Genomic DNA, 25,086 nt, shown 5'->3' with positions numbered 1-25,086 from the left:
GGCGAACTTCCTGTTCACTATCGTGGGACATGGTTTATCTCTCAGTACCAATTATTAACTCGGCAATCAGCCTGAACCCGATATCAAGACTGAGTAAATCTTGTTGTTTATTTTATGAAGATGGCTGGTCAAAGCTGGATGAGGTAAGCCTATCCACTTCCGACCAGCCATTCAGACGTTTAGTTAGGCTTCCATACCAATTTTGAAGGTACTCACTGATGCTTGGAGCTGCTTGGCAATTTCCACCGTCTCTTGCAGGGATCCGGCCACTTGGCGAGAGGACTCAGAGGTGTTTTCAGACACCTTCGCCACATTCTGAACTAGCTTCGAGAGCATCTGGGCTTTTGCCGTTTGAGATGCCGTCGACCCCGAAATGGTTTGCACCAAGTCCGCAATTTGTTGTGACACTGCCACAATTTGTCCCAAGCTTTGCTTGGTGTCTTGGACCATACGCGTACCTTCAACCACCTGGGTGGTACCCACTTCCATCGCGTTGACCACCTCAGCCGTCTCTAATTGAATATTCTCCACAATCTGCTCAATTTCCTTAGTCGCTGTTGCCGACTGGGACGCTAGTGCACCCACTTCTTCCGCAACCACCGCGAAACCTCGACCTTCTTCTCCTGCCCGAGCTGCCTCAATACTGGCGTTAATGGCCAATAGGTTGGTCTGCAACGCAATCTGGTTAATCAAAGACACTGCTTTGGAAATCTGCTGTGAAGATTCACCCAACCGTTTCACCTTCTTCGCCGTTTCGGCAACGGTTTCACGCAGTTGGTCAATACTGGCCACCGTTTGATCCATCGTGCTTCCACCTGTTACCGCGGTTTCGGAAGCGGTTTTGGCAATTTCAGCCGCTTGTTGCGCATTCACGGCCACCTCTTGGGCGGCATGGGTCAAATCTTCCACAAACTGTAAGGATTGCTCCACTTGTTCCGCCTGGACATTGGCCTCATCCGCCAATGCCACAATGGAAGAACTGTTTGTGGACACCGACTCGTTCACCTGGATGGCAGCGATTTGCACCCGACCCACAATATCCCGCAAGTTTTCAATAATCGAGTTAAAGAAGTCACCGACAATCCCAATTTCGCTGGCGTCCACGTTGGCTCGGACGGTCAAGTCACCATCAGATGCTGCTTCAACATCAGTCAAGAGTTTCAGCAAATCTGCCTGCAACGTTTCATTTTGCTTCCGCTGTTGTTCGGCCGTTTCAGTTTGCCGTTCTAGTTCTTGTTGCGCCGCATATTCCTGCTCCAAAATCAGCGTCTGGATCTGTTCCGCCATTTGGTTAATGTTGCCACCTAGCTGGGCCAGCTCATCCTCACCAGCCACTTGTACCCGGGCATCCAAGTCTCCTTGACCAATCGCGCTCACCGCCTCTGCTGAGTCAACAATCGGACGGGTGGCTCGTTCGGAGAGAATAACCGCAATTGCACCAATCACAATGGCTGCCAAGGCCGAACCTGCAATCAGGGACCACTGCAACTGTTGTAACGATTTAAAAGCGGTCCCTCGGTCTGATTCAACAATGGCTTTCCACCCCAATGAGGGCAAATTTTTGAGAAAAGGATCGTCGGAGTTGTTTAAAGCCTGGAAGGGCACAATCGTTTCCAACTTATCCGATTCCAAGATGTATTCAGGTTGATTAGAATCCTTAACCGTCTTGTACCAGGAGAACTTTTTATCCGCAGTGAGGGGTTGCCCTGTTTTGTTGGCGGCCAGAATCTCCGCTTGGGCTTCATTCGATCCGGCAAACAGGTTGCCATTTTGGTCCACGAGGTAGCCGTTCTCGTAATTTTCAACGCCCTTGAGCAAATCTTCCAGGAAAGTCACAGGCAATCTAGCTCGAACCACACCAATGGGTTTGCCTGTACCTCGATCCCGGACTACATTAGCGGAATACACCGAAATAAGTCCCGAAGATTTAGAGAGGAGGGGCTGAGAAATAATGGGTTTATCCGATTTAAGAGCCGCTTGAAAATAACTCCGGTCACTGTGATTTCCCAGGGCCTCTCCAGAGGATTGGGCTAGAACATTCCCCTTTAAATCGAAAAAGGCAATGCTGTTATAGATGGTATAAGCGTCAATAAACTTGTCTAGAGCAGCTTGCTTCGCCTGTTTGGTGGTGGAACCACGCAAGGTCGGATCGATAAAAATGTCCAAACTAGACATAATTTGGATGTCACCATATCTCTCCCGCATATAGGAGGCAACCTTTGCTGCAACCTGGGTTGTGGAGGTTTCCTTGGTTTCAATAATTTTTTGTGAAATGGATTGGTTGGCGAAGAAATAAGCTGCCGTGCCAACACCAATAATAGGAGCTACCCCGATAACGAGTGCCAGGGTAGTGGCCTTGGCTTTGAGGCTTAGTCGTTGCCATAGGGGTTTTACGGTTGCCGCTTCTGGGGTGACCTCATAAGCAGCAGGTGCTGCGGGGATGGGGGCAACTGCTTTCGACTCGTTTGATGCTAATTCTTGTGGATAAGACTCATTTAAGCCTGCCGTCATTTGCTCAGGATCAAGCGGAACAAGCTGATTGGCATCGCCAAGATTATTCGTTATTGCTGCATCATCTGCATGATCTTTCATATGCATGGGGAGTCGTGCCTCACGTAATACGGATAGTTTTGTCTAGAAGACTCAAGTTCTGACGAACCTTAAGAAGTATCAAAATGTCTGAATCCATTGCTCCAAGGGGAACTTCAAAAAAGCTTAATGTCCATATAATTAAGTTTTGTTTGATATACAGTACTGCACCCTCAAAACAGCCCCCTCAGGTTGCGCTGCAATACAGAAGCATGAACAATGGCGTCAGGATCCAGAACCAACAGAATTTCTTGTTCTTCTGGCAAGCACCCCCTTAGATAGGGCGCAATATTAGGCGCAACGGCACCAATGGGAGACTGAATCAGATCCGTTGAGAACCGAGTTACTCCTTGTACGGTGGGTACTGCAAGCCCTAATGGCACCTCGTCAACTTGCAAAATGACCACGTTAAATTGTCGGGCCGTTGTGGTAAATCCTGAATACCCTAACATGCTGGACAAATCGATCACCCAAAACACTCGGCTGCGCTGATTGAGGAGCCCCAAGACGCAATCGTGCATGTTAGGGATCGGTGTGATTTGTTCAACAGGTACCACTAAAACTTCTCGAGCGGTCTCCATCGGAATCGCAATAGGGACTTTTTCCTCTAGTTGCAATCTCAGGTATGGATCACCTAATCCTTCCTGTATCGGTGAAGATTGTGGTTCTAGCGTGGGCAGTTTCATGGATTACACAACCGACTGGACAGCTTGCAGTAAATCTTCACGAGTAAAAGGCTTGGTGACATAGGCATCCGCACCTTGTTTCTTGCCCCAGAGTTTATCTAAATCTTGGTTTTTTGAGGTGCAGATAACGACGGGCAATTGTTGAGTCGCTTCATTTTTTTTCAAACTACGGCAAAGCTCAAACCCGCTCATGCCAGGCATCACCACATCGGTGACTACAATATCAGGCTGCTGCGATTCTGCTTTTGCGAGTGCATCTTTTGCATCCGTTGTACTGATGACGGTATACCCCCCATCTCGCAAGTATCGGCAGATTAATTCCAATTCTGCAGGACCATCATCTACTACTAAAACAGTTCTCATGTGCTGCTGCTCCTAAAAACAAATCAAGGTAAACTTACAGTCTTAACAGATATTCTCAGAATGCCCTTTTTCCCTTGGGATCTATCTGTACAATATCTCAGGTTAAATGGCGAAAGACCATTTTCTGGAGGTCGGCTTGGGTAAATGGCTTGGTTAAATAGTCTGTTGCTCCCGCGACTTTGGCCTTCGCCCGGTCAATGAGACCTGTATTACCGGTTACCATTACCACTGGCACCTTCTTAAACTGTGAATTTTTGCGAATTAAGCGGCATAACTCATAGCCATCCACCCAGGGCATACCCACATCCAGCAAAATTAAATCAGGTTTTGCTCGCATGATCTGAATTAAGGCTTTGACCGGATCGTTGATCATGACGACGGAAACGTTTTGATCTTGCAAATACCGATTAATGGTGTTGAGAATCGCCGGGCTGTCATCGACGCAGGCAATAGTGTAGCTTTTTTGGCCGATCTTGCTGTCGCCAATATTGCCTAATGCGGCATTACTATCTGCGGTTACAGCACTTGCTTGAGGGGCAACTGTAGCGCCTCCGACTGCGAGTTGAGGGAGCTGATTGAAGGGAGGTTGGGGATCCTGTAAAAGAATCACCTTATCGACAATCAGGGAGTTTAGATTTTGAGCCAGTTGTAGTTCATCTAGATTGAGCAAGACTCCTAAATGGCGAAAACTAAATCCACGCAGGATTTTCTGTAGTTGTTGAACTTTACTGGGGGATAATTTTGCAGCGCCAGGGCTTTGTTCCGCAAAGTAAAGACGCTGATGGGGAGACCAGATGGTTGGCCCTAGCGCTTGCCAGCCCTCCAGACGCTTTTGGCATTTCTGTAATAGTGGCGGTATGTTTTGTTTGGAGTAAACAGGAAGATGCGCTGACTTGGGTAGAAACTTGAAGGTGCCTTCGGGTACCAACAGATAGGATTCCAAGATTTCGATAATAATCCCTTCCACCAAGGTGGCCGCCTCGGCGGGTTTGAGCTGGTTGGTTCTCACTAACCAAGAAATCGCTTGATAGTCAGGACAAATTTGGTCAGAGGACTCATCATTAAAATTAATCCGAACCTGAGTCCGAACTTCACTGTTGAGAGAAGGAACTTGGCGGCTGAGTCGTCGCAGATGATTATCGAGTAAATCGAGTGGGTCCGCAGAGTACGTTGCATACACCAACTGACTTTCTTCCAGATAAAAATGCCAGTTAATCGCACCATTGGAGACGATTAAGCAACCATCTTTTTTGGCATTAGCATGCTGGATCAGCAAGTTCGATACATTCAACTTGTTTGAGATTTTGCCACTCATAGTTGCAGCCATGGGTATTATTCTTCCTTCTCAACACACAACTTTCGATGAAATACTGTGTCGATCACACAGATTGAAAAGATGAATTATTCCGATCAATATTAGTCTAGAGAATATTAAGAAAGTGTAAAAATACATCTCACTCAAAGCACGGACATAACCGATTCAGTAATATTCAGCTATTTTTATTGTTTAAAGCCTTTGCAAATAGTATGCCAGAATCCCCTTGTGAAGGAGGCTGACTACCCCCGTCTCTTTAATGAAGTTAAAGTTGAGTTGTATTACATCTGTTTATCTCTACTGATGATTTAACATCATTAAATCGAATCGATCTATTGTTATAAAAGATCTATAAAGCTCCTTATTATTTATCATTCCCCGTGTCAGTCCGATAAGGATCATCGTAAAACTAACCAAATCTTTAGAAATGCGCGATATCCCAATCTAGTGTCCGTTCAAACGCTGGCACCCCATAGCGACATCGCTATGGGGTGCTCCTACTAGCCTTGTACCCCATACCAAGCTGCTTATCAGCGGTGAAGCTGAGTTCGGGGGAATAAAGATCAACAGTATTGGTCCGTATATCGCCGTGGGAAATAGGCTCAGGGAAATGCTTGACTTAACTGTCCAGGTCCAAGTCTGTCATGGAATCTGCCAATTCTTCTAAAGCCATTCTGGCAATATGCATTTCTGCCTCTACCTCTTCTTGGGGAAGGAGGGGAGTCGTCACACGGGTCGGCTGTTGGGCAACAATTTTCAAAGATTGGTGAACAGCAGCTCGTAACCGTTGTCCAAACTGTTGTTGTCCCCGTTGCTTTTGCCTGTAAACCCCTTCTTGGCTAGAAGCATAAAGCGGTGGCAATCGATTGAGTGCGTATGATACGACGTCAATTCGGTTTAGAGCTTTGGCTGTTTCAGGTTTAAAGTTGCGAGTCTGCCTGTCAATCTCTTCTTCGACAAGCTCTTCCATCACGTTCTTATAGACCTGAGCTTTATAAAATGCTTTTAACATGTCGTTTAGCTAGTGTCCTCGCCTCATAAACCTAGTGTTCCCACATTTTTTCAAATTTCGTAGGGGATTGCCTCCGAATTTCTTCGGATCATTATCCCTTTATCCCGATCAAGTCACTGGTTGGTGAATATGCTTTATTCAAAGGATAACCGTATTTTCCCTTAAGGAACAGTACATAAAGTACATTTCATTCGATTTTCTTAAGTTCGGTGAAAGGAAAAGTCTTGAGACTCGTTAAACGTCCGCAATGGTTTGCACCATCTGAGTCTGGAATAGGTTAAACCCCTGATATTAGTGTGGTCTGGGACCTGCATTTTGCCGCAGAAAGGTTTTACTGATTGGCTGCACCTGAGTTCGGGGTAGCACTGGAAATAGCGGTGCGATCGCACCTGAAGATACGTGAAGATCTCATCTTATTTATAAATAATATCTATAAAGGGATAGGAATGTATGACTAGAGATCTTCAGAAAATCTCGTTTTGAAGAGCATAGCCCATCATCCCTTTATTGCAATCATTATCATTTAACGTCTCAAAAATGCCGTTTTTTAAACCAACCGACTGATCAAGACGCTGAACTCAAAGAACGAAAGCACCTATCAAGATCTTTACCTACGACTATTGAAAGAAAAATGTCAAAATGGAAACCCCATCCTTTGCGTTTTTGCACTAAAGCTATGAGTCAAATCCACCAAATCACAGGGTCTGGTCTTCCTCTCACTGGCAACGATATTGATACCGATCGGATTATCCCAGCTCGTTTTTTGCGCTGTGTTACCTTTGAGGGCTTAGGTCAACAGGTCTTTGCAGATGATCGTCAGCAGGCAGCGGGACAGCATCCCTTCGATTTACCCCAATTTCAGGACGCCACCCTCTTAGTGGTCAATGGTAACTTTGGCTGTGGTTCATCGAGAGAACATGCTCCCCAAGCGATCGCCAAGTGGGGAATTCAGGCAATTGTGGGTGAGAGCTTTGCGGAAATTTTCTTGGGCAATTGTGTGGCCATTGGTATTCCCTGTGTGACGGCATCTCCTGAAGTCGTGCAACAACTCCAAGCCCACCTCGCCCAACAGCCCCAAGCCTCTATGCAGGTTGATTTAAACCGCATGACAGTCCAGTGTGACGATATCTCAGTCCCCGTCCATATGGGGGAGGGGCCACGCCAAATGATGTTGGCCGGAACTTGGGATGCCTGCGGCCAACTCTTAGGACAAGGAGACCAGATCAAAGCAACCGCAGACCGTTTGCCTTATTTAGCTTGGAGTTGAGGGCGTGCGCTTAAGATGGCTTCTAGTGTCTGCCAATCCTGAGTATGGATCATCCAGTGAGGAAGCTTGACTGGCTTCAGCGTGCCGCCTTGCTGAACATAGAGCTGTCGCCCCTGGAGTTGCAAATCATTAAAGGCACTAAAGGCATAGGATTTCACCTCCATCCCCAATACGTTATAGAGGGCAATATGATCGAGATGAACGGCAGCCATCGGCTTCGTCAAATAACCCCAGCCAATAAAGGCAATCAGACAGCCGAGGATGAGGGTAAAGTGAAATTGGCCTAACAGCAACAACCAAGCCCCTAAACACACATTCAGCCCCCCCAGTAGCATAAAGACGATGGCCACTTCTCTTTTATATCGGAGGAAACAAGGGAGGGCGGGAAGGGAACTTTCGGTCATGGGATTCAGCGTCTGAGCAGAAATACACTTCTATGATTACCATATTGGCCTGGACACTTCCGCGACAGTCCTGCTGACGTCGAGGTTAAAGGCGACGGCAACTTAGCGTTAAGGGTTAAGGCAGGCCTGACAAATGGCTTCAATATGGCGATGATCGGTTCCACAGCACCCGCCTAAGACATTGAGGTTAGGCAGTTGATCACTTAGGGTCAGATATTGTTTGCCCAATGCTTGGGGATTTCCCTCATCTAGTTCTTCGGCTTCATCCAGCTCTGCATGACTCTTGGTGGAGGCATTGGCGCGCAGCCCATGAATACGAGAGACCCAAGGCTCGTCGGTCGCTAGGATCGCGTCAAAATGATGGGGATGGGCACAGTTGATCATGTAGTAGGCGGGACCCTGGTGAGTGGCGGCATCCACTTGAGCGATCGCATCTTTCAAGGGTTGTCCCGTCGGCAATTTGCCATCGGTTTCCACAGTGAAGGAAATCACCACCGGCATCTCCACTGATTGGGCGGCACGAGTGATACCGATGGCTTCCTCGGCGTAGGTCATGGTGATAGCGGCCACCATATCGGCATCCGCTTCCCTAAAGACTAAAATTTGGGGGAGATGATACTGCTGGGCTTCCGCTGGGGTCATCGCAGTATTAACTTGATAGCCATCCCCTCGGGGGCCGACGCAACCGCTGATCACCATTCGGCTGATTTCGGTTTCATATTCTTGGCGAATCGTATGTAATAGTGCGATCGCTTGACGATTCCTCTCCGCTAACCCTTCTGGAGAGTAGCCTAATTGAGTACCCCAATCAGGATTGGCGCGCCAAGTGGCACTTTCAAGAATCAGTCCCACCTCATGGGTCTGCGCTAACTGAGCATAGGTCTGGAAGTACTCGTATAGCGATTGATATCCCTGATTATCCTTGAATAAATCAAAGGCAGCGAACTCAGGCAGCTCCAGTCCATTATGGAAAATTAGGGTGGTTTCCAATCCGCCATCCGTTATAAAGATGTCGTTAGAGAGTTGCGGTAAATTGTGTCGATACTGAGACATGTGAAGCTCCCCGGTTAGCTGCATATCCCCAGCGTTGTCGATTGAGCAGATGCAAACAATGATCACTGTCACAGCCGCATCCTGTCACAGCCGCATCTCTTCCACCCTTTACCGTCCGAATCGCCGTTGACCTCACTGCCATTTGCTGTTCTGTCGCCGCCGCATCGATTTCGTGATCTGTTTCCAGCGGGCTTTGGTATTCAACTGCGCTTTTTGATCTTGTTTACGCTGCAGATAGGCTTCTTCTCGCTGGAGTTTCTGGTAGCTTTGCAGCCGCTGAATATCCAACCGCCCGTCGGCTAAGGCGGCTTGTACCGCGCAACCCGGTTCTTGTTGATGCTGACAATCTCGAAAACGACACTGGGTGGCTAAGGTTTCAATCTCGGCAAAGGTTTGGGAAACACCGCTGGTTGTCCATAATTGCAACTCTCGCATCCCAGGGGTATCTATCAGCACTGCGCCAGACGGTAGGCCCATCAACTGTCGGGAGGTGGTGGTATGGCGTCCTCGGCTATCATCGGCTCGCACCGCTTGCACGGCCTGAATCTCTTCCTCCATCAGTTGATTCGTTAGGGTTGATTTGCCCACCCCTGAGGACCCCAGCAGGGCCACAGTCTGACCGGGCTGTAAATAGGACTCTAAGGCCTCTAGACCTTGGTGGTGCAAAGCGCTGATCTGGATTACCGGTACACCCAGGGCAATGGCCGCTAAGTCTTGCAAATATTGATCGAGCTGCTCACACAAATCGACTTTGTTCAAGACGATTACGGGGTTGGCACCACTCTCCCAAATCATCACCAAATAGCGCTCAATCCGCCGCAGATTAAACTCATGGTCTAAACCACAGAGCAAGAAAATGCTATCAATATTGGTGGCAACCAATTGCATCTCTGTGGTCGTCCCTGCCAATTTACGAGAAAACTGCGTTCGCCGGGGCAAAATATGGTGAATAATGGCCGTTTGTACTGCTGACGATTGAATTGCAACCCAATCTCCCACACAGGGAAGTGCTTCAGCACTATGGGCCTGATGACGCAATTTCCCACTTATTTTGGCCATTCTTTCGCCGTCTTGGGTGTACAGGGTATAGGCCTGTTGATGCTGACGAGCGACTCGCCCTACCTGTAACTGTTGCGCAGCAAACGGTTCGAAGCTGAGAGCCAATTCATGGCTCCAGCCCAATAATTCCAAGTTCATAAGTATACCTTTAGTGTCTAAATGTGGCAGGCAAGACACATAAAGGCTTTCATGCGTTTAAAGCACGATCAAAAATCCGAGAAAAAATGCCTCTATGGGTCAAGCCAGATGGGCTGTAGAGATAGAATGAGTGACCGACATAGTTGCACCTCCATTCAACTGAAGTGACTTCTTTCTCTAGCGTACTCCCTATGCCTAAAAACAGCCATTCACAACCTCAACGCATTATGTTTGTCTGCAAGCACAATTCTCGCCGTTCTCATATGGCAGAGGGGTTTGCCCGATCCATCGCTGGCGAAACCATTGAGGTGGCCAGCGCGGGGATAGAAGCCAGCCATGTTGATCCGTTGACCGTTCGCGTGATGCAAGAGGTGGGGATTGATATCAGATGTCACACTTCAAATGCCCTAGAGGAATTTGACCCAGAAACCTTTGACGCTGTTATTTCTCTCTGCGGGTGTGGTGTCCATCTACCCGAGGTCTGGGTGACTCGCCCGCTATTTGCGGATTGGCAATTGGACGATCCGGCTGGACAGTCGGTTGAGGTGTTTCGTCATATTCGCACGCAAGTGGAACACCACGTCACAAAGTTGGTCCACACCTTGCTTTCCCATCAGACGTTAAGGTGATACGGGCTGCACGCCCGACCGATCTAACTTGATAGCACTGAGAATAGAGCGATTCGTCGCTGCCAGTTGATTGTAGGCATCCACTTTCTGGCTATAGGTGGCAAATTGCTGATTAAACTGAGTGATCCGATTTTGCAGGGTCTCGACCTGCCAGTTGTAATCCTGAACGGCGGTATTAAAGTGCGATCGCTGCTGCTCAAAGGAATCGGCCAGACCATAATCGCCCTGACGGAGGGATGCTTCAGCCCGCTGCTTCAAATCGGCAAGGTTCGACTTCATGCGTTCTAAATCTTGAAAACTGGCCTTTAAGTCCGCTTCTGTGCGCTGAATCGACTCCTTTTCCGCTTTGAGGTTGGCCTCCAGGGTATTGAGTTCTGGCTCCAACTGCTGAACTTGGGCGTCAATTTGGTTTAAAACACGGCGAGATCGCTGGGCAAAGGCCACTACTTGTTTGCGATCGCGAAAGAACTGTTGATAATGCGTCTCTAAGGCTGGATCGCCCAGATTGGCTAAGGTCGTGCCCAAATGAGAGTGCAATTCATTCACATAAATCTCAGGATCACCCGCTTCATAATCCTTGAGAACCGTTAACAACTGCTCGTCCGTGACGCGCTGCGCCGCTTGCTTAAGTTTGGGGGCTAAACGCGCCCGTTCCTTCGAACTCATTTTTTGATAGGCCGCATGCAACATCTCATGGGCAGCCACCATTTCCATCATGCCTGCTAACCGAGAGTCGGTCACAGACTGGATAATAATATTCCCCCGATAGCCATTGCTCGTAAAACATCCCAGAATAATGGTTTTTTCTGGATTGTGCCCCACTTTGCGGCAAAGCTGGTGAAACGTTCTCTTAGACTCAATTCTCGGTTTCTGCTGATAAAACAACTGTTGAGCCTTGAGCGTCATCGTCGTATCGATGGCCAACTGTTTAATTTTAGGTGAGGAGGGTTCATAGGTATGGGAAACAAGGGGAGAGCAACTACTCAAGCATCCTCCCCCCACGATCATCCACAAAGAGAGCTTAAGAATGGCGGGCCAAGAGTTGGGCATTAGCGTGGAGAGACGAAGGCTATCTTCATTTAAGATAGACAAATTTTGTCACCCATATAGCTCTCCACTGAGGGTAAACGTCGGTCACCTACTCGCAGCTGTCTCTTCGCTAAGTTCAAGATAGTCTATGTCGTCAGATCCCTAATCCCATACCCAGGAAGCGTCATGGGCAACTTCTGTCTGTCGTCTATTGGCGATTCTTCCCTGCTGACTCACAGCTTTGTTAAGAGGACAACCCTCATTTTTTGATCAATTCTGGTTCTCGGTATAAATTATCCGTGAAGTCCAGAGGGGATGACAATGGGTGCATGGGGATATGGCAACTTTGAAAATGATGATGCCATGGAATGGGTGGCGGACTTAGAAGGGTACTCAGACGATGGCATGATTATTGACACGCTTAACAGCATTATTGACCAAGCCGATGACTACCCTGAGGCACCGGACTGTGCGATCGCAGTGGCGGCTGCCGAAACCGTTGCCGCTCAATTAGGAGAACCTCACGAAGATTGTCCCGAGGAAATTAATGTTTGGCTGGAGGGACGCACTGCCCCCTCCGCATCCTTAATTGCCAAAGCACGCCAAGCTCTCGAAGTGATTTTATCCGATTCAGAACTCAAGGATTTATGGCAAGAATCGGAAGAATTTGATGTTTGGCAATCCAGCCTGGAAGATCTGCTTTCACGGTTGCCTTATTAAGCATTAAAAGAGTCTGAATAGCCTATTCTTTTGGAAATAAGACGAGCTAGCCCTTGTGAATGCTTAATTACTCATAAATAGTGAGCAGATCTTTGCCTTACATCAACTACAGCCCATCCCTCAGGTCAATTTAATCGGCATTCATAAAAGTACTCCTATTTTTGTCTGCCAGAAGCAATTAATCTTGATTACAAATTAGAGCGTCAATCTTCCTCTTGTATAGAGGCTCAAACATAATAGACAATCTAGTTTGAACCTTCATTAGAGTCACCTAAAGGCAAAATAATGATGTGAATATTGCAACTTACGATGCTACTATTACAACGCATATCCTGCAGCTTGTAGGATATTTTATGATTTTGTTTTTGTTCTTAAGTTAGCGATTCAGTTCGTTCCCCATTGACCTATTACCTAGAACTGATTGATTTGTTCCAAACGGAAAATTTCACGTTTTTTGTGTAGGTTAGCATTATGATTTTAGCGAAGAAAATTTGGTCTAAATTGACCGATGCATTCGATATGCGTTATGGGGATATTGCCGACATTAATCATGGGTCCATTTCCCTACCCAATGTCACGACAGAGGATGTTTTCTATGCCTCGATAGAAAACCTATATGCCTTAGCAGTAGATTTCTTAGACGACCTGGAGGAGGGTACGGAGGCCATACCCGGACAAGATGAAGCTTTTGGCCTCACTTCAGCGCTGCCCGAAGTCGTCCAAGACAGGGCCATCGACGAGATCGAGGTACCTGACCTGGGTGAAGGGTCTGAGGACAGTGCGGTTCCCAGCGGGATTGATATCCCTGGGGACCTTTTCCAGCCCCCCGTGCGAGCAGCTGCTGTCCTCACCGCAGACCAAGAAGTAACGCCTAGCAATAATCCAGACGCTCGGGGCACCTCCGTTCTCCAATTGAATTCGGCAGGCGATGCCGTCAGTTACCAGCTCACGATTTTTGATCTAGATTTTGGTCAGTTTATTGGCAATGGCGCGGCCTTTACCGCTGATACCAGTGATGATGTCACCAAGGTCCATATTCACAATGCCGTTCGGGGAGAGAATGGTCCCTTAGCCTTTGCTCCGATTGATTTGAGTGATTTATCCATTAATGATCAAGATCAAGATGATCTCCAGATCACTCACAATTTAGACGGTTCAGTCACGCTAACGGGTCGCTGGGAAACGACCGATCCGGCAGTGATTCCCCTCAATGAATTTGTTCATGACTTTCGGACAGCAGAGAGTGGTGCAGACATTCCCTTGTATTGGAATATCCATACGGAAGGTTCTCCGGATGGCGCGATTCGTGGACAGTTTGAAGAACGGGAATTACAGCTTCCGGTCTCCCTTTCTTCTGAATTAACCACCGACCAAGAGGTGACCCCTAGCAATAACCCAGAGGCGTCGGGCACCTCCACGCTCCTGCTTAATCAGGCTGGAGATGCGATCAGCTACCAACTGACCGTGTTTGGTCTCGACTTTGGCCAATTTATTGGCGAGGGTACGGCCTTCACCGCCGATACCAGTGATGATGTCACTAAGGTTCACGTTCACAATGCCGTCCGGGGAGAGAATGGTCCCTTAGCCTTTGCGCCGATCGATTTGAGTGATTTATCTATTAATGATCAAGATCAAGACGACCTCCAGATCACCCAAAATCTAGACGGTTCAGTCACCTTACAAGGGGTTTGGGAAACCTCTGATCCAGCCCTAATTCCCCTCAATACCTTTGTCAATGATATTCGAGAGGCGGGTACGGGTGAGGATCTGCCTTTGTACTGGAATATCCACACGGAAGGTTCTCCGGATGGCGCGATTCGCGGGCAGTGGCAATTGGACGCATTGACGGGTAACCCCTTACCCAATATCCTGACGGCCACCGCGACGAACAATCTCCTCCAAGGCAGTGACGGTATCGATCACTTTGTGCTGGCGGAGCATCTCGTCCAAGACGATCTCCAGCAGCAGTTCTATATCACGAATTTTGGAGAGTCGGATCAGTTTGACTTAGGGTCCGCCGACATTATTGCCAGCCAGGTCTTAAGTGATAATCGTTTAGAGGTCAATCTCAGCAGTGGCGACACCCTAACGCTGATTGGAGATATTGGCCATGCCCAGAGCCTGCTCTATGGCGCCTAGGATATTGTCCTGACCCGCCTCTCCTAAATCCGCAATGCTGTTATGGGTTGAGGTCGGCTAGGCACCTTCCTCATCGATAACAGCATTGCGGTCTAGGAGCAGTAGATTGCGAAGTTGATCCGTATCCAGCTCCGTCAACCAATTTTCACCTGCTCCCACCACCTGCTCAGCTAAGGCTTTTTTGCTCTCTAGTTGCTCATGAATGCGCTCTTCTAAGGTGCCCGTGCACACAAATTTGTGGACTTGGACATTGCGGGTTTGGCCAATCCGAAACGCTCGATCGGTGGCCTGGTTCTCGACGGCAGGATTCCACCAGCGATCGAAGTGAAAGACATGATTAGCGCGGGTAAGATTGAGCCCCACGCCGCCCGCCTTTAAGGACAGAATAAAGATACGCGGTCCTTGCGGATCATGCTGAAAGCGATCAATCATCGCTTCGCGCTGCTTTTTGCTGCTACTGCCATAGAGCAGCAAGGTTTCGCGTTGGAGGGTCGATTGCAGGTATTGCTGGAGTAGTTTGCCCAGTTCTGCAAATTGGGTAAAGATCAAGGCGCGATCGCCTTCATCTAATAACTCCTCTAGCATCTCTTGTAAGCGCTTAAGTTTACCCGATCGCTGCAACTCTGGGTTTAAGGCCTCTTCATGTAAAAACTGGGCGGGATGGTTGCAAATTTGCTTAAGTTTGACCAAGGTCGCCAGAATAATCCCTCGGCGCTGAATCCCCTTTGTAGCCTCTACGGCGTCTAGCGACTCCTGAACAACGGTTTGGTAGAGATTGGCTTGTTCGGGGGTTAAGCTACAAAACACCGTCATCTCCTGTTTCTCAGGTAGATCTTGGATGATATCGTGATCGGTTTTGGTGCGGCGAAGAATAAAGGGTTGCACGAGCGATCGCAAGGTTGTTAGAGACGCCGTATCGCCATAGCGCTCAATCGGAGTGGCAAATCGCCGTTGAAAAAAGGGCTTTGGCCCCAAATAGCCTGGATTAAGGAAATCAAGAATCGACCAGAGTTCCGTTAAGCGATTCTCCAGAGGGGTACCCGTCAGGGCAATCCGCACTTTGGCCTTTAGATTACGAACGGCTTTTGATTGTCGGGCCTCGGGGTTCTTAATATTTTGAGCTTCATCCAGCACCAGGCCCTGCCAGGTCAGTGCCGACAAGGTTTTTTCATCCCGATGGATCAGGGGATAACTGGTAATCACCAGGTCTAAAGGTTTAACATTTTTGAGAAAGGTTTTGCCTTGCGATCGCCCCGCTCCATGATGCACCATTGCCTTTAATTTGGGGCCGAATCGTCGCACTTCTCGTTCCCAATTTCCCAGAACAGACGTCGGACAAATTAATAACGTTGGCCCTGACAACCGTCCTTCATTTTTTAGGTGCAATAAATAAGCAATAAACTGCACCGTCTTTCCTAAGCCCATATCATCGGCCAAACAAGCGCCAAGTCCCCACTGTTCCAAGAATGTTAGCCAACCTACCCCTCGGGCTTGATAGGGGCGTAGCGTTCCTTTAAACCCGGGCGGTTCGGCCACTGCCGTTAAGGTTTGGTTGCCATTCAGTGTGGTGAGCAGCGCTTCTAAAGAACCCGACGCTTCAAAATGAACCACTGGTAGTTTATCAATGGTTAGCGTATCGCCTGTGCTAATCCGCAACGCATCTTCCAAGGATAGTCCCGTTTTATTTTGGCGAGAAGCAAAAAAGTTCTGAGCGGCTTTGACATCCTGAGGTCGGAACTCAACCCATTCCCCATTAATTTCCACCAACGGGGTATCCTGGGCCACCAGCCGATCAAATTCCGCCTTAGACAGCGTTTGGCCACCAATAGCCAGCTCCCACTGAAAATTCAGTAAGCTATCTAAGCCAATCGATTGCGCTGCTTGAGATTGCGCTGCCGCTTTGATCTGCAATCCCAACCGATTGGCCATGGCATTCTGGTTCGATAAACTGGGTGGCAGCAAGACTCCAAATCCACTATCTTCCAAGCGCCAAGCGGCTGCCTTGATAAAGTCATAGGCCTGGGTGGGGGATAAGGTCAATTGGCTTGGTCTCGCCCCTTGTAGACTTTTTTCCAACAGGGGATATACCCTAGAGGCTAACCCTAATCCCTGCAGTAAAGTTTCCTGAGGACGTTCAATCCTGCGACCTAAATAATCCAACTGTTCAGCATTCGTATTCCAAACCACCGCTGCCATCACCAGAAACGCAGGATCATCTACAGCTTGGAGAAAATACTCTACTTGCCAATCGGTCGTATGGTCGGCCGGAGGTTGCAAGCCAAAACAGACTCGATATTGTTGTTTTTGTAGACTTTGCTCAATCGGCTGCCGCCAACGTGTGAGGGTATCCACCCAAGATGTGCAGTGCTCTGCTGTATCGGTTAACTGCATTTGAGCAGTGGTTAACGCAGGCAGCCATTGACCAAAAACAGGGTCAATCCCTGCTTTTTGCATCTCTAGGGACAGATCATCCTCAATACTGTGTCGCACTTGCTGATCGATAATCTGGGTCAAGAAGTGGGTTAGCAGATGTCCAGTGGTCATCGGTAAATCCACCTTGGGCCACTCCACAGACGAACTAGGTCCACCTGGCTGCTGATAGAATTGACAAACCGATGGCATCTCCAGGGTAAATTGCTGAAAGCGTTGCCGATCCGTGGCACTGTCCAACAAGGGTTGCCAGTAGAAGGAACAAGACTCTGCCGCTTGAGGCTGAATGGCCGGAATAAACTTGGCCCGGGTCAGTAGATCCAGTCCCCAGCGAACTGCATGGCACCAAAAAAGTAGTTCTGGCCCCAACCAAGCCTCTTCGGACACCTGGGAGTAGAGGGGGAGACTGGCCAAGAAATCCAGCGTTTGGTCCGGCGGCAATCCTAAGCTCTGAACGATCACAGGATAAAGTTGGGGCGGATCGTCCGCTTGCAACTCTGTTGAAGAATGCAACGGCATAAGGCGCTCTTCCTCAATCGAGGCTGGCACCACTAGCTGTTGTGAGACCCATCTCAGAGAAGCGCACTTTCCCGAGGAACGAGAGGACGAGGGCTTCTTCCGCTTCGGGGGAGCCGCTAATACCGTCAGTAGCTCTGGGGAGAGCAGGAGTTGGCGGGATTGATGTAGGGATTGAAGAAACTGGCTGAGTTCAGAGGCATCCATTGCCAAAGGGTGAGGCAATACTTCTGAGGAGAAGTTGTTTTTCTTCGCCTTCGTATTTCTCCAGGTCTCAGCCCAAATGACAAATACACCCTGCAGCGGTGATTCATCGGAGGATGCCAATTTTGAGGATTGAGAGGTGTTTTGCGGATCAGCCGCCCCCCGAAAAGCAGGTAGCCAACTACCGTGCAATATTGCCATAGTTTAGTTGAAAAAACTCCATGTGGGGTAAACAGCCAATTCAGATACCGCTGAGAGCTACCTTGTACTTCTTCACCAGAACTGCTAAGGCACTGCGATTCTCTGCGCACTGGGCCGACATGGACCCGCCACTTTTTTACTGAGTAAACAAAATGACGTCTGAATATCAGCGCCCCTCGCGCTTGAGCAGGTCAAGGGCAAGGCCGTTCTCTTCTACCTATGCTACAGGGTGAACTTGTCATTAGGGACATCGTCTGAGAAAAGTCAGATAAAAAGCAATAAGCTACATGTCCTTATCCGATTGCTGAGCGCAGGCAGCTCTCTATCAATGTTAGGATTGCCACAGAAAAAATAAAGGACAAAACAATAAGTAAGGACAAGTCATTTAATGTCAGAAGTTATTAAGTCAATATCTGTTGACGGGCGAGAAATTAAGCTCACCATCGGCCGTTTCGCTCCACAGGCAGGTGGGTGTGTTCTGATTGAATCCGGCGAAACTTCAGTTTTGGTCACCGCAACGCGATCCTCTGGGCGTGAAGGGATTGATTTTCTTCCTTTACTGGTAGATTACGAAGAGAGATTATATGCTGCAGGCCGCGTGCCAGGAGGCTTTCTGCGCCGAGAAGGTCGTCCACCCGAGAAAGCAACACTGACCTGTCGTCTGATTGACCGTCCCATGCGACCGCTATTTCCAAATTGGTTGCGGGATGATATTCAAATTGTGGCCACAACCGTTTCCATGGATGAGCAAGTCCCCCCGGATGTATTAGCGGTGACCGGGGCTTCCGTCGCCACTCTACTCGCCCAAATTCCCTTTAAGGGGCCAATGGCTGCTGTTCGAGTGGGCTTAATTGGGGATGATTTTATTATCAACCCGACCTATGAAGAGATCTCAGAAGGAGAACTTGACCTGGTGGTGGCCGGATCGCCTGATGGTGTGATCATGGTGGAAGCCGGGGCCAATCAAGTTCCAGAGCAGGACATGATTGAAGCCATTGACTTCGGTTATGAAGTAGTTTGCGATTTAATCAAGGCTCAAAAAGAACTGATAGACGAGCTAGGGATTGAACAGGTAGAAGAAGAGGCACCAGAAACAGATCCCACCTTAGAGAATTTTGTTCAGGAACGAGTGACTGAGCCGGTTAAAGAAATCCTGGCTCGATTTGAGAAAGATAAAAATGTCCGGGATGCGGCCTTGGATGAGGTCAAAGAATCCGTAGCGACAGCGATTGAGGAATTACCCGAAACCGATCCGGTCCAAATTGCTGCGGTGGAAAATCCCAAAGCCACTGGCAAGGTCTTTAAGAGCATCACTAAAACGTTAATGCGCCGCCAAGTCGTGGAAGACAAGGTGCGGGTCGATGGGCGCAAATTAGATGAGGTCCGTCCGATTACTTGCCAAGTGGGAGTATTGCCTCACCGGGTGCATGGTACTGGATTGTTCAACCGGGGGTTGACGCAAGTTCTGTCGATTGTCACCTTGGGAACGCCTGGGGATGCGCAAGAGATGGACGATCTACATCCCGATAGCCAAAAACGCTATTTACACCACTACAATTTCCCCCCCTATTCTGTGGGTGAGACCCGGCCCATGCGATCGCCGGGACGCAGAGAAATTGGTCATGGGGCTTTGGCAGAAAGAGCTTTGATTCCCGTACTCCCTAGCAAAGAAGACTTTCCTTATGTGCTACGGGTCGTTTCGGAGGTCTTATCCTCGAATGGTTCGACCTCGATGGGATCGGTTTGTGGCTCCACGCTGTCCTTAATGGATGCTGGGGTGCCTTTGGCGAAGCCTGTGAGTGGAGCAGCGATGGGCTTAATTAAAGAAGGGGATGAAGTCAGAGTCCTGACGGATATTCAAGGCATTGAGGACTTCCTCGGAGATATGGACTTTAAGGTTGCGGGGACCGCTGACGGCATTACTGCCTTGCAGATGGATATGAAGATTACCGGATTATCGATGGAGGTCGTCGCAGATGCCATTCATCAGGCCAAACCCGCTCGTCTCCATATTCTGGAAAAGATGGTGGCTGCGATTGATAAGCCTCGCGAGACCATGTCTCCCTATGCTCCTCGTCTGTTGACTATCAAGATTGATCCTGAGCAAATTGGCATGATTATCGGTCCGGGCGGTAAGACCATTAAGGGAATTACCGAAGAAACGGGGGCCAAGATTGACATCGAGGATGATGGTCGCGTCACTATCTCGGCTATTGATGAGAAGGCGGCGACTCGGGCTCGTCAGATTATTGCGGGGATGACTCGCAAGCTAGCTGCGGGCGATGTCTTCTTGGGTAAGGTAACTCGGATTATTCCGATTGGGGCCTTTGTTGAAATTGCCCCCAGTAAAGAGGGGATGATTCATATTTCCCAGTTGGCTGACTACCGAGTCGGTAAAGTGGAAGATGAAGTCTCTGTTGGCGATGAAGTGGTGGTCAAGATTCGTGAACTGGATAATCGCGGTCGCATTAATCTGACGCGGTTGGGGATTCATCCTGAGGAAGCGGCGGCGGCTCGGACGGGCGGCGCTGAGTAGCGTTCTCTCGGGTATTCGCATTTAAAGATGCTGTGGCGTTCCGCTGCAGCATTTCTAGTTTTATGCGGCGAAGGGCAGAGGCTCTAAACCTGCGATCGCGCTCTGATACCGACAGGGTTGCTAGTTCTTCCAGAGTGGGAGCGACATTCTCAGGATAGGGGTGGAAATCGGGGATATCTGTCTCCTGGGCAAAGCGTTGGTTCCAGGGACAAACGTCTTGGCAAATATCGCAGCCTGCAACCCAACCTTGTAAATTCCCGGCAATGTCATCAGGCAGGGTTGCATCCCGATTTTCAATCGTGTGGTAGGCGATACAGCGATTCGCATCAACTACAAACGGTTTACGAATCGCGTCCGTTGGGCAGGCTGTAATACAGCGAGTACAGGAACCGCAATGTTGGGTATGGGGACGATCGGGTTCCAACTCTAAATTAGTGAGGATCTCCCCTAAAAAAAGCCAGGATCCGTAATCCCGTGAAATCAGGTTGCTATGTTTGCCAATCCAGCCAATCCCCGCTCGCTCAGCCCAGACTTTATCTTGGACGGGACCTGTATCGACATAGTAGCGAACTTGAATCTTCGGGTCCTGTTCCTTTAGCCACAGGGATAGGGCTTTGATCCGGCGACCCACCACACGATGGTAGTCGCGGCCCCATCCATAGCGAGAGATCTTGGCATACTCTGAACCTGAGGGCCGTGGGTGCGGGGTGTAGTAGTTGAGGCCCACGCAGATCAGCGAACGAAGGTCAGGCATAACTTGATAAATATCTTGTCGCCGTGCATCGGACATCCAGGTCATATCGGCGTGATATCCCTGGTTAAGCCATTGTTGTAAACGGGATGCTACGGTTGGGTCCGCCTCCTGCCCTTGAGAAAGGCTCGCTATCCCCACCTTATGAAATCCAAGGGTGATGGCTTGTTGCTTAATGGATTGACTCTGAAGAGATTCAAGTATCATCAAAAATAATTTTAAATGAACGAGTTGGGGTATGGCGCGGGTCTCTTAAGCGGATCTCGATTGCCTTAGCCCTGATTTAATCTGCATTTGAAGCTTTTCATTGATCGGAGACAGCGCCCCGTGTTTACAATGGGTAAGCCCTACGTTGAGACCTTTGCCCATGCTACTGAAGTCAACCACACGTCACATTCACATTTACACCGCAGAGGTGAACAATAATGAGTTGATTCCCAGTGAAAGTGTCTTGACCCTAGACGTTGATCCCGACAATGAGTTGGTTTGGAGTGAAGATGCCCTCCAGCGGGTCTATGCTAAGTTTGACGAACTGGTAGAAGCTTATTCCGGGGAAGATTTAACGGACTATAATCTGCGTCGGATTGGATCAGATTTGGAGCATTATGTGCGATCAATGCTGCAAAACGGCATTGTGGGCTATAACCTCAGCAGTCGCGTGCGCAACTTTAGTATGGGACTCCCTCAAGTTGTCTCTGAATCCAAATAGAGGATGACGGTTTATCAAGATCAGATTCAGCTCACCACCCAAGGGCATGGTGAGATGCAGGATCTGACGGATCGGGTTCAGCGGATCATCCAGGCTTCTGGCATCCAGATGGGGATGGTGAATGTTTTTAATGTGGGTAGCACGGGTGCGATCGCAGCCATTGAGTTTGAACCGGGCCTGAAGCAGGATTTACCCGCCCTTCTCAACCGCTTAATTCCTCCGAGCCGAGAGTACGGTCATGAGCAAACTTGGCATGATGGCAATGGTCATTCCCATTTGCAGGCCACCTGGTTAGGGCCAGAACTAACGGTACCGATTACCGCAGGTAAGCCTGTGTTAGGTACGTGGCAACAGATCTTCCACCTGGAATGTGATAATAAACCGCGATCGCGCCAAGTGATGGTCACCGTGTATGGGGAGTGAGATCGTTCGACCGCTACACCGTTGGCGCTTACCCCAATCCAGGGAGAAGTTCCTTCACGCCATCCGCAATAAACTCAATTGAAATCGCTGTAATGATCAGTCCCATCACTCGACTGATAACATTCATGCCAGTTTTGCCCATAACTGTATCCACCAAAGGAGCGACGAGTAACCCCAGAAGGGCAATAACAGAGACACTCAAAATAGCTAAACCCACGAGCAGGTTATGTTCCATGGATTCTTGCGTGTGAGCATAAACAATCACCGTACTGATTGCCCCTGGCCCTCCGAGTAAAGGGATGGCAATCGGCACCACTGCAACCGGTGCATCTGGCAATGTTGGCGATTCATTGGGGTCCACCGTTCCTGTTTCTGCCAATTGTCTGGACTCTGCCGTTTCCGCCTTCAACATAGATAAAGCGGTTAGCAAAATTAACAGGCCACCCGCAACTCGAAAAGACGGTAAGCCAATACTGAAAAAGCTCAAAATCGCTTCTCCTGCCACTAACGCACTCACCAAAACGATGCACAAGGCAAAGGAGGCTTGCACCGCAATAAAACGCCGCTGACTTTGATCTTGGCCATCAGTCAAACTCAAAAAAATAGGAATGACCCCTACAGGGTTCACAATTGAGGCTAGACCAGCAACTAATTTTAAATATTCTGGCCAGTCCAACACAGTCCTTCACCTCACTTGCGAGCGATTCCAGAAAACAACTTAGATGCTAGGTCACCTCTGCAGTCCAAAGACCCAGACAACGCTGACCCTGTTCATCATCGCACACTCAAGGTTGACGTTTTCTGAAATCAGACCCTCTCAGCCCATTTTCCAATAGGTGCCTGCTAAACATCAGCAGGTACCCATGTTTTGCTGTTTTAAGGCTGCTGACCGGCCAACACCAGTCACTCACAATCCTGCGGCTGATTCTACAGACAGAAGCGTTTGATATACGGGCATAGAAATACCCTGTGGATCCATCAATCGGGTTGTCAGCCGCTGTCTCAACTCATTCTGTTGTTCCGTCGTGCCCGCTAGCAACACACTGATTTTACCCACCAGAATCGTCCCCCAATTGATGAGAATAATGCCAGTGCCGCTCTGGGGACTGAATTCTAGCCCACTGAGGTCAAGATCTGCTAATGAGCGGTAGGGTGTCACAAAGGTTTCACTACTCCATTGCTCAATATTGAGCTTTTGGGCCATTAAGGTGGGATAGGACGATCCATTAAATCTTGGATTACATTCGATCGCTAAATATTGTGGCTGTTCTGCTCCATCCACTACAGCAGCATCGAAGGCAAATACCCCTTTCATGCCTTGATCTGCCATCCACTCGGCGATGGGATCAAATAATGACCACGGTTGGTGGAGAGTGGGATAGCGGTTTCCGCCATGCGCACAGCCATGCAAAATTTGTTCAGAAGCTAGCAAACGTTCCATGCCATGATCGGTCACTTGATATTGGAGATTGATAAACGTTGATGAAGTGACTTCCGCTTGGACTTGGAAAGGGATCGAATCACGCCATTCCATCAAGGCTGCCGCCAGTTGTCTGGAATCTTTACAGCGAACAATCCCAAAGCCACTATCGGAGACTGACGGCTTCAGATAGCAAGGGTACGTCCATTGATCCAATCGCTGCACAGCAGCCGTGTGATTGAAGCAGGTCGTGGCTGGGACTGATACCCCTAAGGACTCAGCAAGGCCGATAAAGTTATTCTTGGCATTGATAAACGCGACAATCTCAAACCATCGTGGATCCATCGCTCGATAGAGCTGGGCATAGGAACTATGTTCACAGACGGCATCGCCAAAGAAATAAACAGAAGGTTCATAGTCAGAGTAGGTTTGTAACGACTTTAGGGATACATTCCATAACACATTTTGAGAGTGGCTTAAGCCAATTCGAGCATAATGTGCAGAGATACTGTTCCACTCTAGTTTGAGGGCAGGATGAATTTGGACAATGTCTGTGGTGTCGGACAGACCCAAAACCCGACCTGAGTAAAGGTGAGTTCCTCCAATCGTCTCGTGGGTACTCTTTTGGATATCGTGGTTGTATATCTTCATATTGTTGTTTTAAAGGGCGAAAAACGCAAAGCGAATGAGATGTCCTCTCGTTATTACTGAGACAGCAACCTCTAAGATATTCAGCAAGACTGACAATAGAACCCTAGAGAAGGTTAAGCCGATTCGTTAACCCTTGGATTCATTGTTCTGAAAAATATTTATTTTTTAATGTTTTGATCCTCTAGGCTATCTGAAAAATAGCACTCTAGCTTATACAGAAATTGTTTTCTGATGCAAAAAATGCAAAATAGTTTAGTTGATTTAATTGGGCTTCTCGCTTGACAATGCTTAAAGGGCTCCCCTCTATTCATCTTGATTTAGGCACTTAAAAGACATTTGACTTGACATTTTCTAAGTGTGAGATGCTCAATACAAGCACTTTGCGAATCGCCAATAGTAATCTTTGCTATTCTCTATTCAGTAGAGTCTAAACTTAATTCTTGATCTTGGGATCATTTACTTCATATATGGATAATTAAATTCTCGCAAAAGGTATACAAAATAAAATTATAGTTTTGCTGGAATAACATAGCATCTTTATCTCTCATTCAATCAACAATCCCAGTGCTAAAAAATTCGATTTGAATGCATTTATTGCATCGCTGATCCTTCTGCAAAATAATTAAATCTACTTCGCCTGGGCCAGTTCAGTGCAGCTTGAATACCGATTGGATGAACGCCATGAACAGGTACAGGGCAACTATCTTTACGGCCAAGAACAACTTCATAGAACTGGCCCATACCTTATCGCTCTTTCATCACTCTAACGAGATAAAAATTAGGCTTAAAGTATGAATGGTTTGGTCCTTCTATGCTTGAGCCGAGAATTGCAAAGCCCACGG

General features: G+C 48.4%; 20 protein-coding genes. 7 read left to right on the top strand and 13 right to left on the bottom strand.

What is annotated here, in order from left to right; all coding sequences use genetic code 11:
- Positions 1 to 183: 183 nt before the first annotated feature.
- The 5 genes from Q0986_RS11415 to Q0986_RS11395 form a co-directional block, all read right to left on the bottom strand.
- Entirely contained in the window at positions 184 to 2,598 is a 2,415-nt protein-coding gene (locus tag Q0986_RS11415; protein ID WP_299410080.1) for a methyl-accepting chemotaxis protein, read from the bottom strand.
- Between the two features lie 164 nt (positions 2,599 to 2,762).
- Positions 2,763 to 3,275, bottom strand: a complete 513-nt coding sequence (locus Q0986_RS11410) for a chemotaxis protein CheW (protein ID WP_299410077.1) — start codon at positions 3,273 to 3,275, stop codon at positions 2,763 to 2,765.
- 3 nt (positions 3,276 to 3,278) lie between these two features.
- Positions 3,279 to 3,638 (bottom strand): response regulator, encoded by a 360-nt coding sequence (locus Q0986_RS11405; RefSeq protein WP_299410075.1) that lies wholly within the window; start codon positions 3,636 to 3,638, stop codon positions 3,279 to 3,281.
- Between the two features lie 97 nt (positions 3,639 to 3,735).
- Positions 3,736 to 4,965, bottom strand: a complete 1,230-nt coding sequence (locus Q0986_RS11400) for a response regulator (protein ID WP_299410072.1) — start codon at positions 4,963 to 4,965, stop codon at positions 3,736 to 3,738.
- A 607-nt stretch (positions 4,966 to 5,572) separates the two neighbouring features.
- Positions 5,573 to 5,965: a late competence development ComFB family protein gene (locus Q0986_RS11395; RefSeq protein WP_299410069.1), complete on the bottom strand. Its 393-nt coding sequence runs from the start codon at positions 5,963 to 5,965 to the stop codon at positions 5,573 to 5,575.
- 676 nt (positions 5,966 to 6,641) lie between these two features.
- On the opposite strand from Q0986_RS11395, the gene leuD reads away from it, so the two are divergent.
- Positions 6,642 to 7,232 carry a 3-isopropylmalate dehydratase small subunit gene (leuD, locus tag Q0986_RS11390; RefSeq protein WP_299410066.1) on the top strand — a complete coding sequence of 197 codons (591 nt, stop codon included), beginning with the start codon at positions 6,642 to 6,644 and terminating at the stop codon, positions 7,230 to 7,232.
- Here the strand turns inward: leuD and Q0986_RS11385 are convergent.
- The 3 genes from Q0986_RS11385 to rsgA form a co-directional block, all read right to left on the bottom strand.
- On the bottom strand, positions 7,214 to 7,636 hold the full coding sequence (locus Q0986_RS11385) for a hypothetical protein (RefSeq protein ID WP_299410062.1): 423 nt from the start codon (positions 7,634 to 7,636) through the stop codon (positions 7,214 to 7,216). The two genes, leuD and Q0986_RS11385, sit on opposite strands and share 19 nt — an antisense overlap.
- Before the next feature lie 108 nt (positions 7,637 to 7,744).
- Complete coding sequence (locus Q0986_RS11380) at positions 7,745 to 8,689, bottom strand: homocysteine S-methyltransferase family protein (RefSeq protein WP_299410060.1); 945 nt, start codon at positions 8,687 to 8,689, stop codon at positions 7,745 to 7,747.
- 132 nt (positions 8,690 to 8,821) lie between these two features.
- Positions 8,822 to 9,886: a ribosome small subunit-dependent GTPase A gene (gene rsgA, locus Q0986_RS11375; RefSeq protein WP_299410057.1), complete on the bottom strand. Its 1,065-nt coding sequence runs from the start codon at positions 9,884 to 9,886 to the stop codon at positions 8,822 to 8,824.
- A 191-nt stretch (positions 9,887 to 10,077) separates the two neighbouring features.
- Here rsgA and arsC point away from each other — a divergent pair, with 191 nt between their 5' ends.
- On the top strand, positions 10,078 to 10,515 hold the full coding sequence (gene arsC, locus Q0986_RS11370) for an arsenate reductase, glutathione/glutaredoxin type (protein WP_299410054.1): 438 nt from the start codon (positions 10,078 to 10,080) through the stop codon (positions 10,513 to 10,515).
- Here arsC and Q0986_RS11365 read toward each other — a convergent pair.
- Complete coding sequence (locus tag Q0986_RS11365; RefSeq protein WP_299410051.1) at positions 10,507 to 11,607, bottom strand: hypothetical protein; 1,101 nt, start codon at positions 11,605 to 11,607, stop codon at positions 10,507 to 10,509. The two genes, arsC and Q0986_RS11365, sit on opposite strands and share 9 nt — an antisense overlap.
- A 252-nt stretch (positions 11,608 to 11,859) precedes the next feature.
- Here Q0986_RS11365 and Q0986_RS11360 point away from each other — a divergent pair, with 252 nt between their 5' ends.
- On the top strand, positions 11,860 to 12,264 hold the full coding sequence (locus Q0986_RS11360; protein WP_299410050.1) for a DUF4259 domain-containing protein: 405 nt from the start codon (positions 11,860 to 11,862) through the stop codon (positions 12,262 to 12,264).
- Between the two features lie 471 nt (positions 12,265 to 12,735).
- Positions 12,736 to 14,403, top strand: coding sequence for a CHRD domain-containing protein (locus Q0986_RS11355; protein WP_299410047.1), 1,668 nt, complete (start codon positions 12,736 to 12,738; stop codon positions 14,401 to 14,403).
- A 57-nt stretch (positions 14,404 to 14,460) separates the two neighbouring features.
- Here the strand turns inward: Q0986_RS11355 and Q0986_RS11350 are convergent, their stop codons facing one another.
- On the bottom strand, positions 14,461 to 17,754 hold the full coding sequence (locus tag Q0986_RS11350) for a DEAD/DEAH box helicase (protein WP_299410043.1): 3,294 nt from the start codon (positions 17,752 to 17,754) through the stop codon (positions 14,461 to 14,463).
- Positions 17,755 to 18,142: 388 nt separating this feature from the next.
- Here Q0986_RS11350 and Q0986_RS11345 point away from each other — a divergent pair, with 388 nt between their 5' ends.
- Entirely contained in the window at positions 18,143 to 20,290 is a 2,148-nt protein-coding gene (locus tag Q0986_RS11345) for a polyribonucleotide nucleotidyltransferase (RefSeq protein ID WP_299410040.1), read from the top strand.
- Here Q0986_RS11345 and queG read toward each other — a convergent pair.
- The gene (gene queG / locus Q0986_RS11340) at positions 20,223 to 21,248 is read right to left on the bottom strand and encodes a tRNA epoxyqueuosine(34) reductase QueG (RefSeq protein WP_299410038.1); all 1,026 of its coding nucleotides are present in this window, start codon (positions 21,246 to 21,248) and stop codon (positions 20,223 to 20,225) included. The two genes, Q0986_RS11345 and queG, sit on opposite strands and share 68 nt — an antisense overlap.
- Positions 21,249 to 21,408: 160 nt before the next feature.
- Between queG and Q0986_RS11335 the strand changes: the two genes are divergently transcribed.
- Positions 21,409 to 21,750: an NAD(P)H-quinone oxidoreductase subunit M gene (locus Q0986_RS11335; RefSeq protein WP_299410037.1), complete on the top strand. Its 342-nt coding sequence runs from the start codon at positions 21,409 to 21,411 to the stop codon at positions 21,748 to 21,750.
- Between the two features lie 3 nt (positions 21,751 to 21,753).
- Positions 21,754 to 22,173, top strand: coding sequence for a secondary thiamine-phosphate synthase enzyme YjbQ (locus Q0986_RS11330; RefSeq protein WP_299410036.1), 420 nt, complete (start codon positions 21,754 to 21,756; stop codon positions 22,171 to 22,173).
- A 28-nt stretch (positions 22,174 to 22,201) separates the two neighbouring features.
- On the opposite strand, the gene Q0986_RS11325 is transcribed toward Q0986_RS11330, so the two are convergent.
- Positions 22,202 to 22,852 carry a MarC family protein gene (locus tag Q0986_RS11325; protein ID WP_299410035.1) on the bottom strand — a complete coding sequence of 217 codons (651 nt, stop codon included), beginning with the start codon at positions 22,850 to 22,852 and terminating at the stop codon, positions 22,202 to 22,204.
- A gap of 228 nt (positions 22,853 to 23,080) precedes the next feature.
- Entirely contained in the window at positions 23,081 to 24,244 is a 1,164-nt protein-coding gene (locus tag Q0986_RS11320) for an ATP-grasp domain-containing protein (protein ID WP_299410034.1), read from the bottom strand.
- Positions 24,245 to 25,086: the final 842 nt, after the last annotated feature.

Origin of the sequence: Acaryochloris sp. IP29b_bin.148 (assembly GCF_028285565.1) — a bacterium.
Taxonomy (GTDB): domain Bacteria; phylum Cyanobacteriota; class Cyanobacteriia; order Thermosynechococcales; family Thermosynechococcaceae; genus Acaryochloris.
The sequence above is the reverse complement of the archived record's forward strand: the minus strand, read 5'-3'. Positions and strand labels throughout refer to the sequence as shown.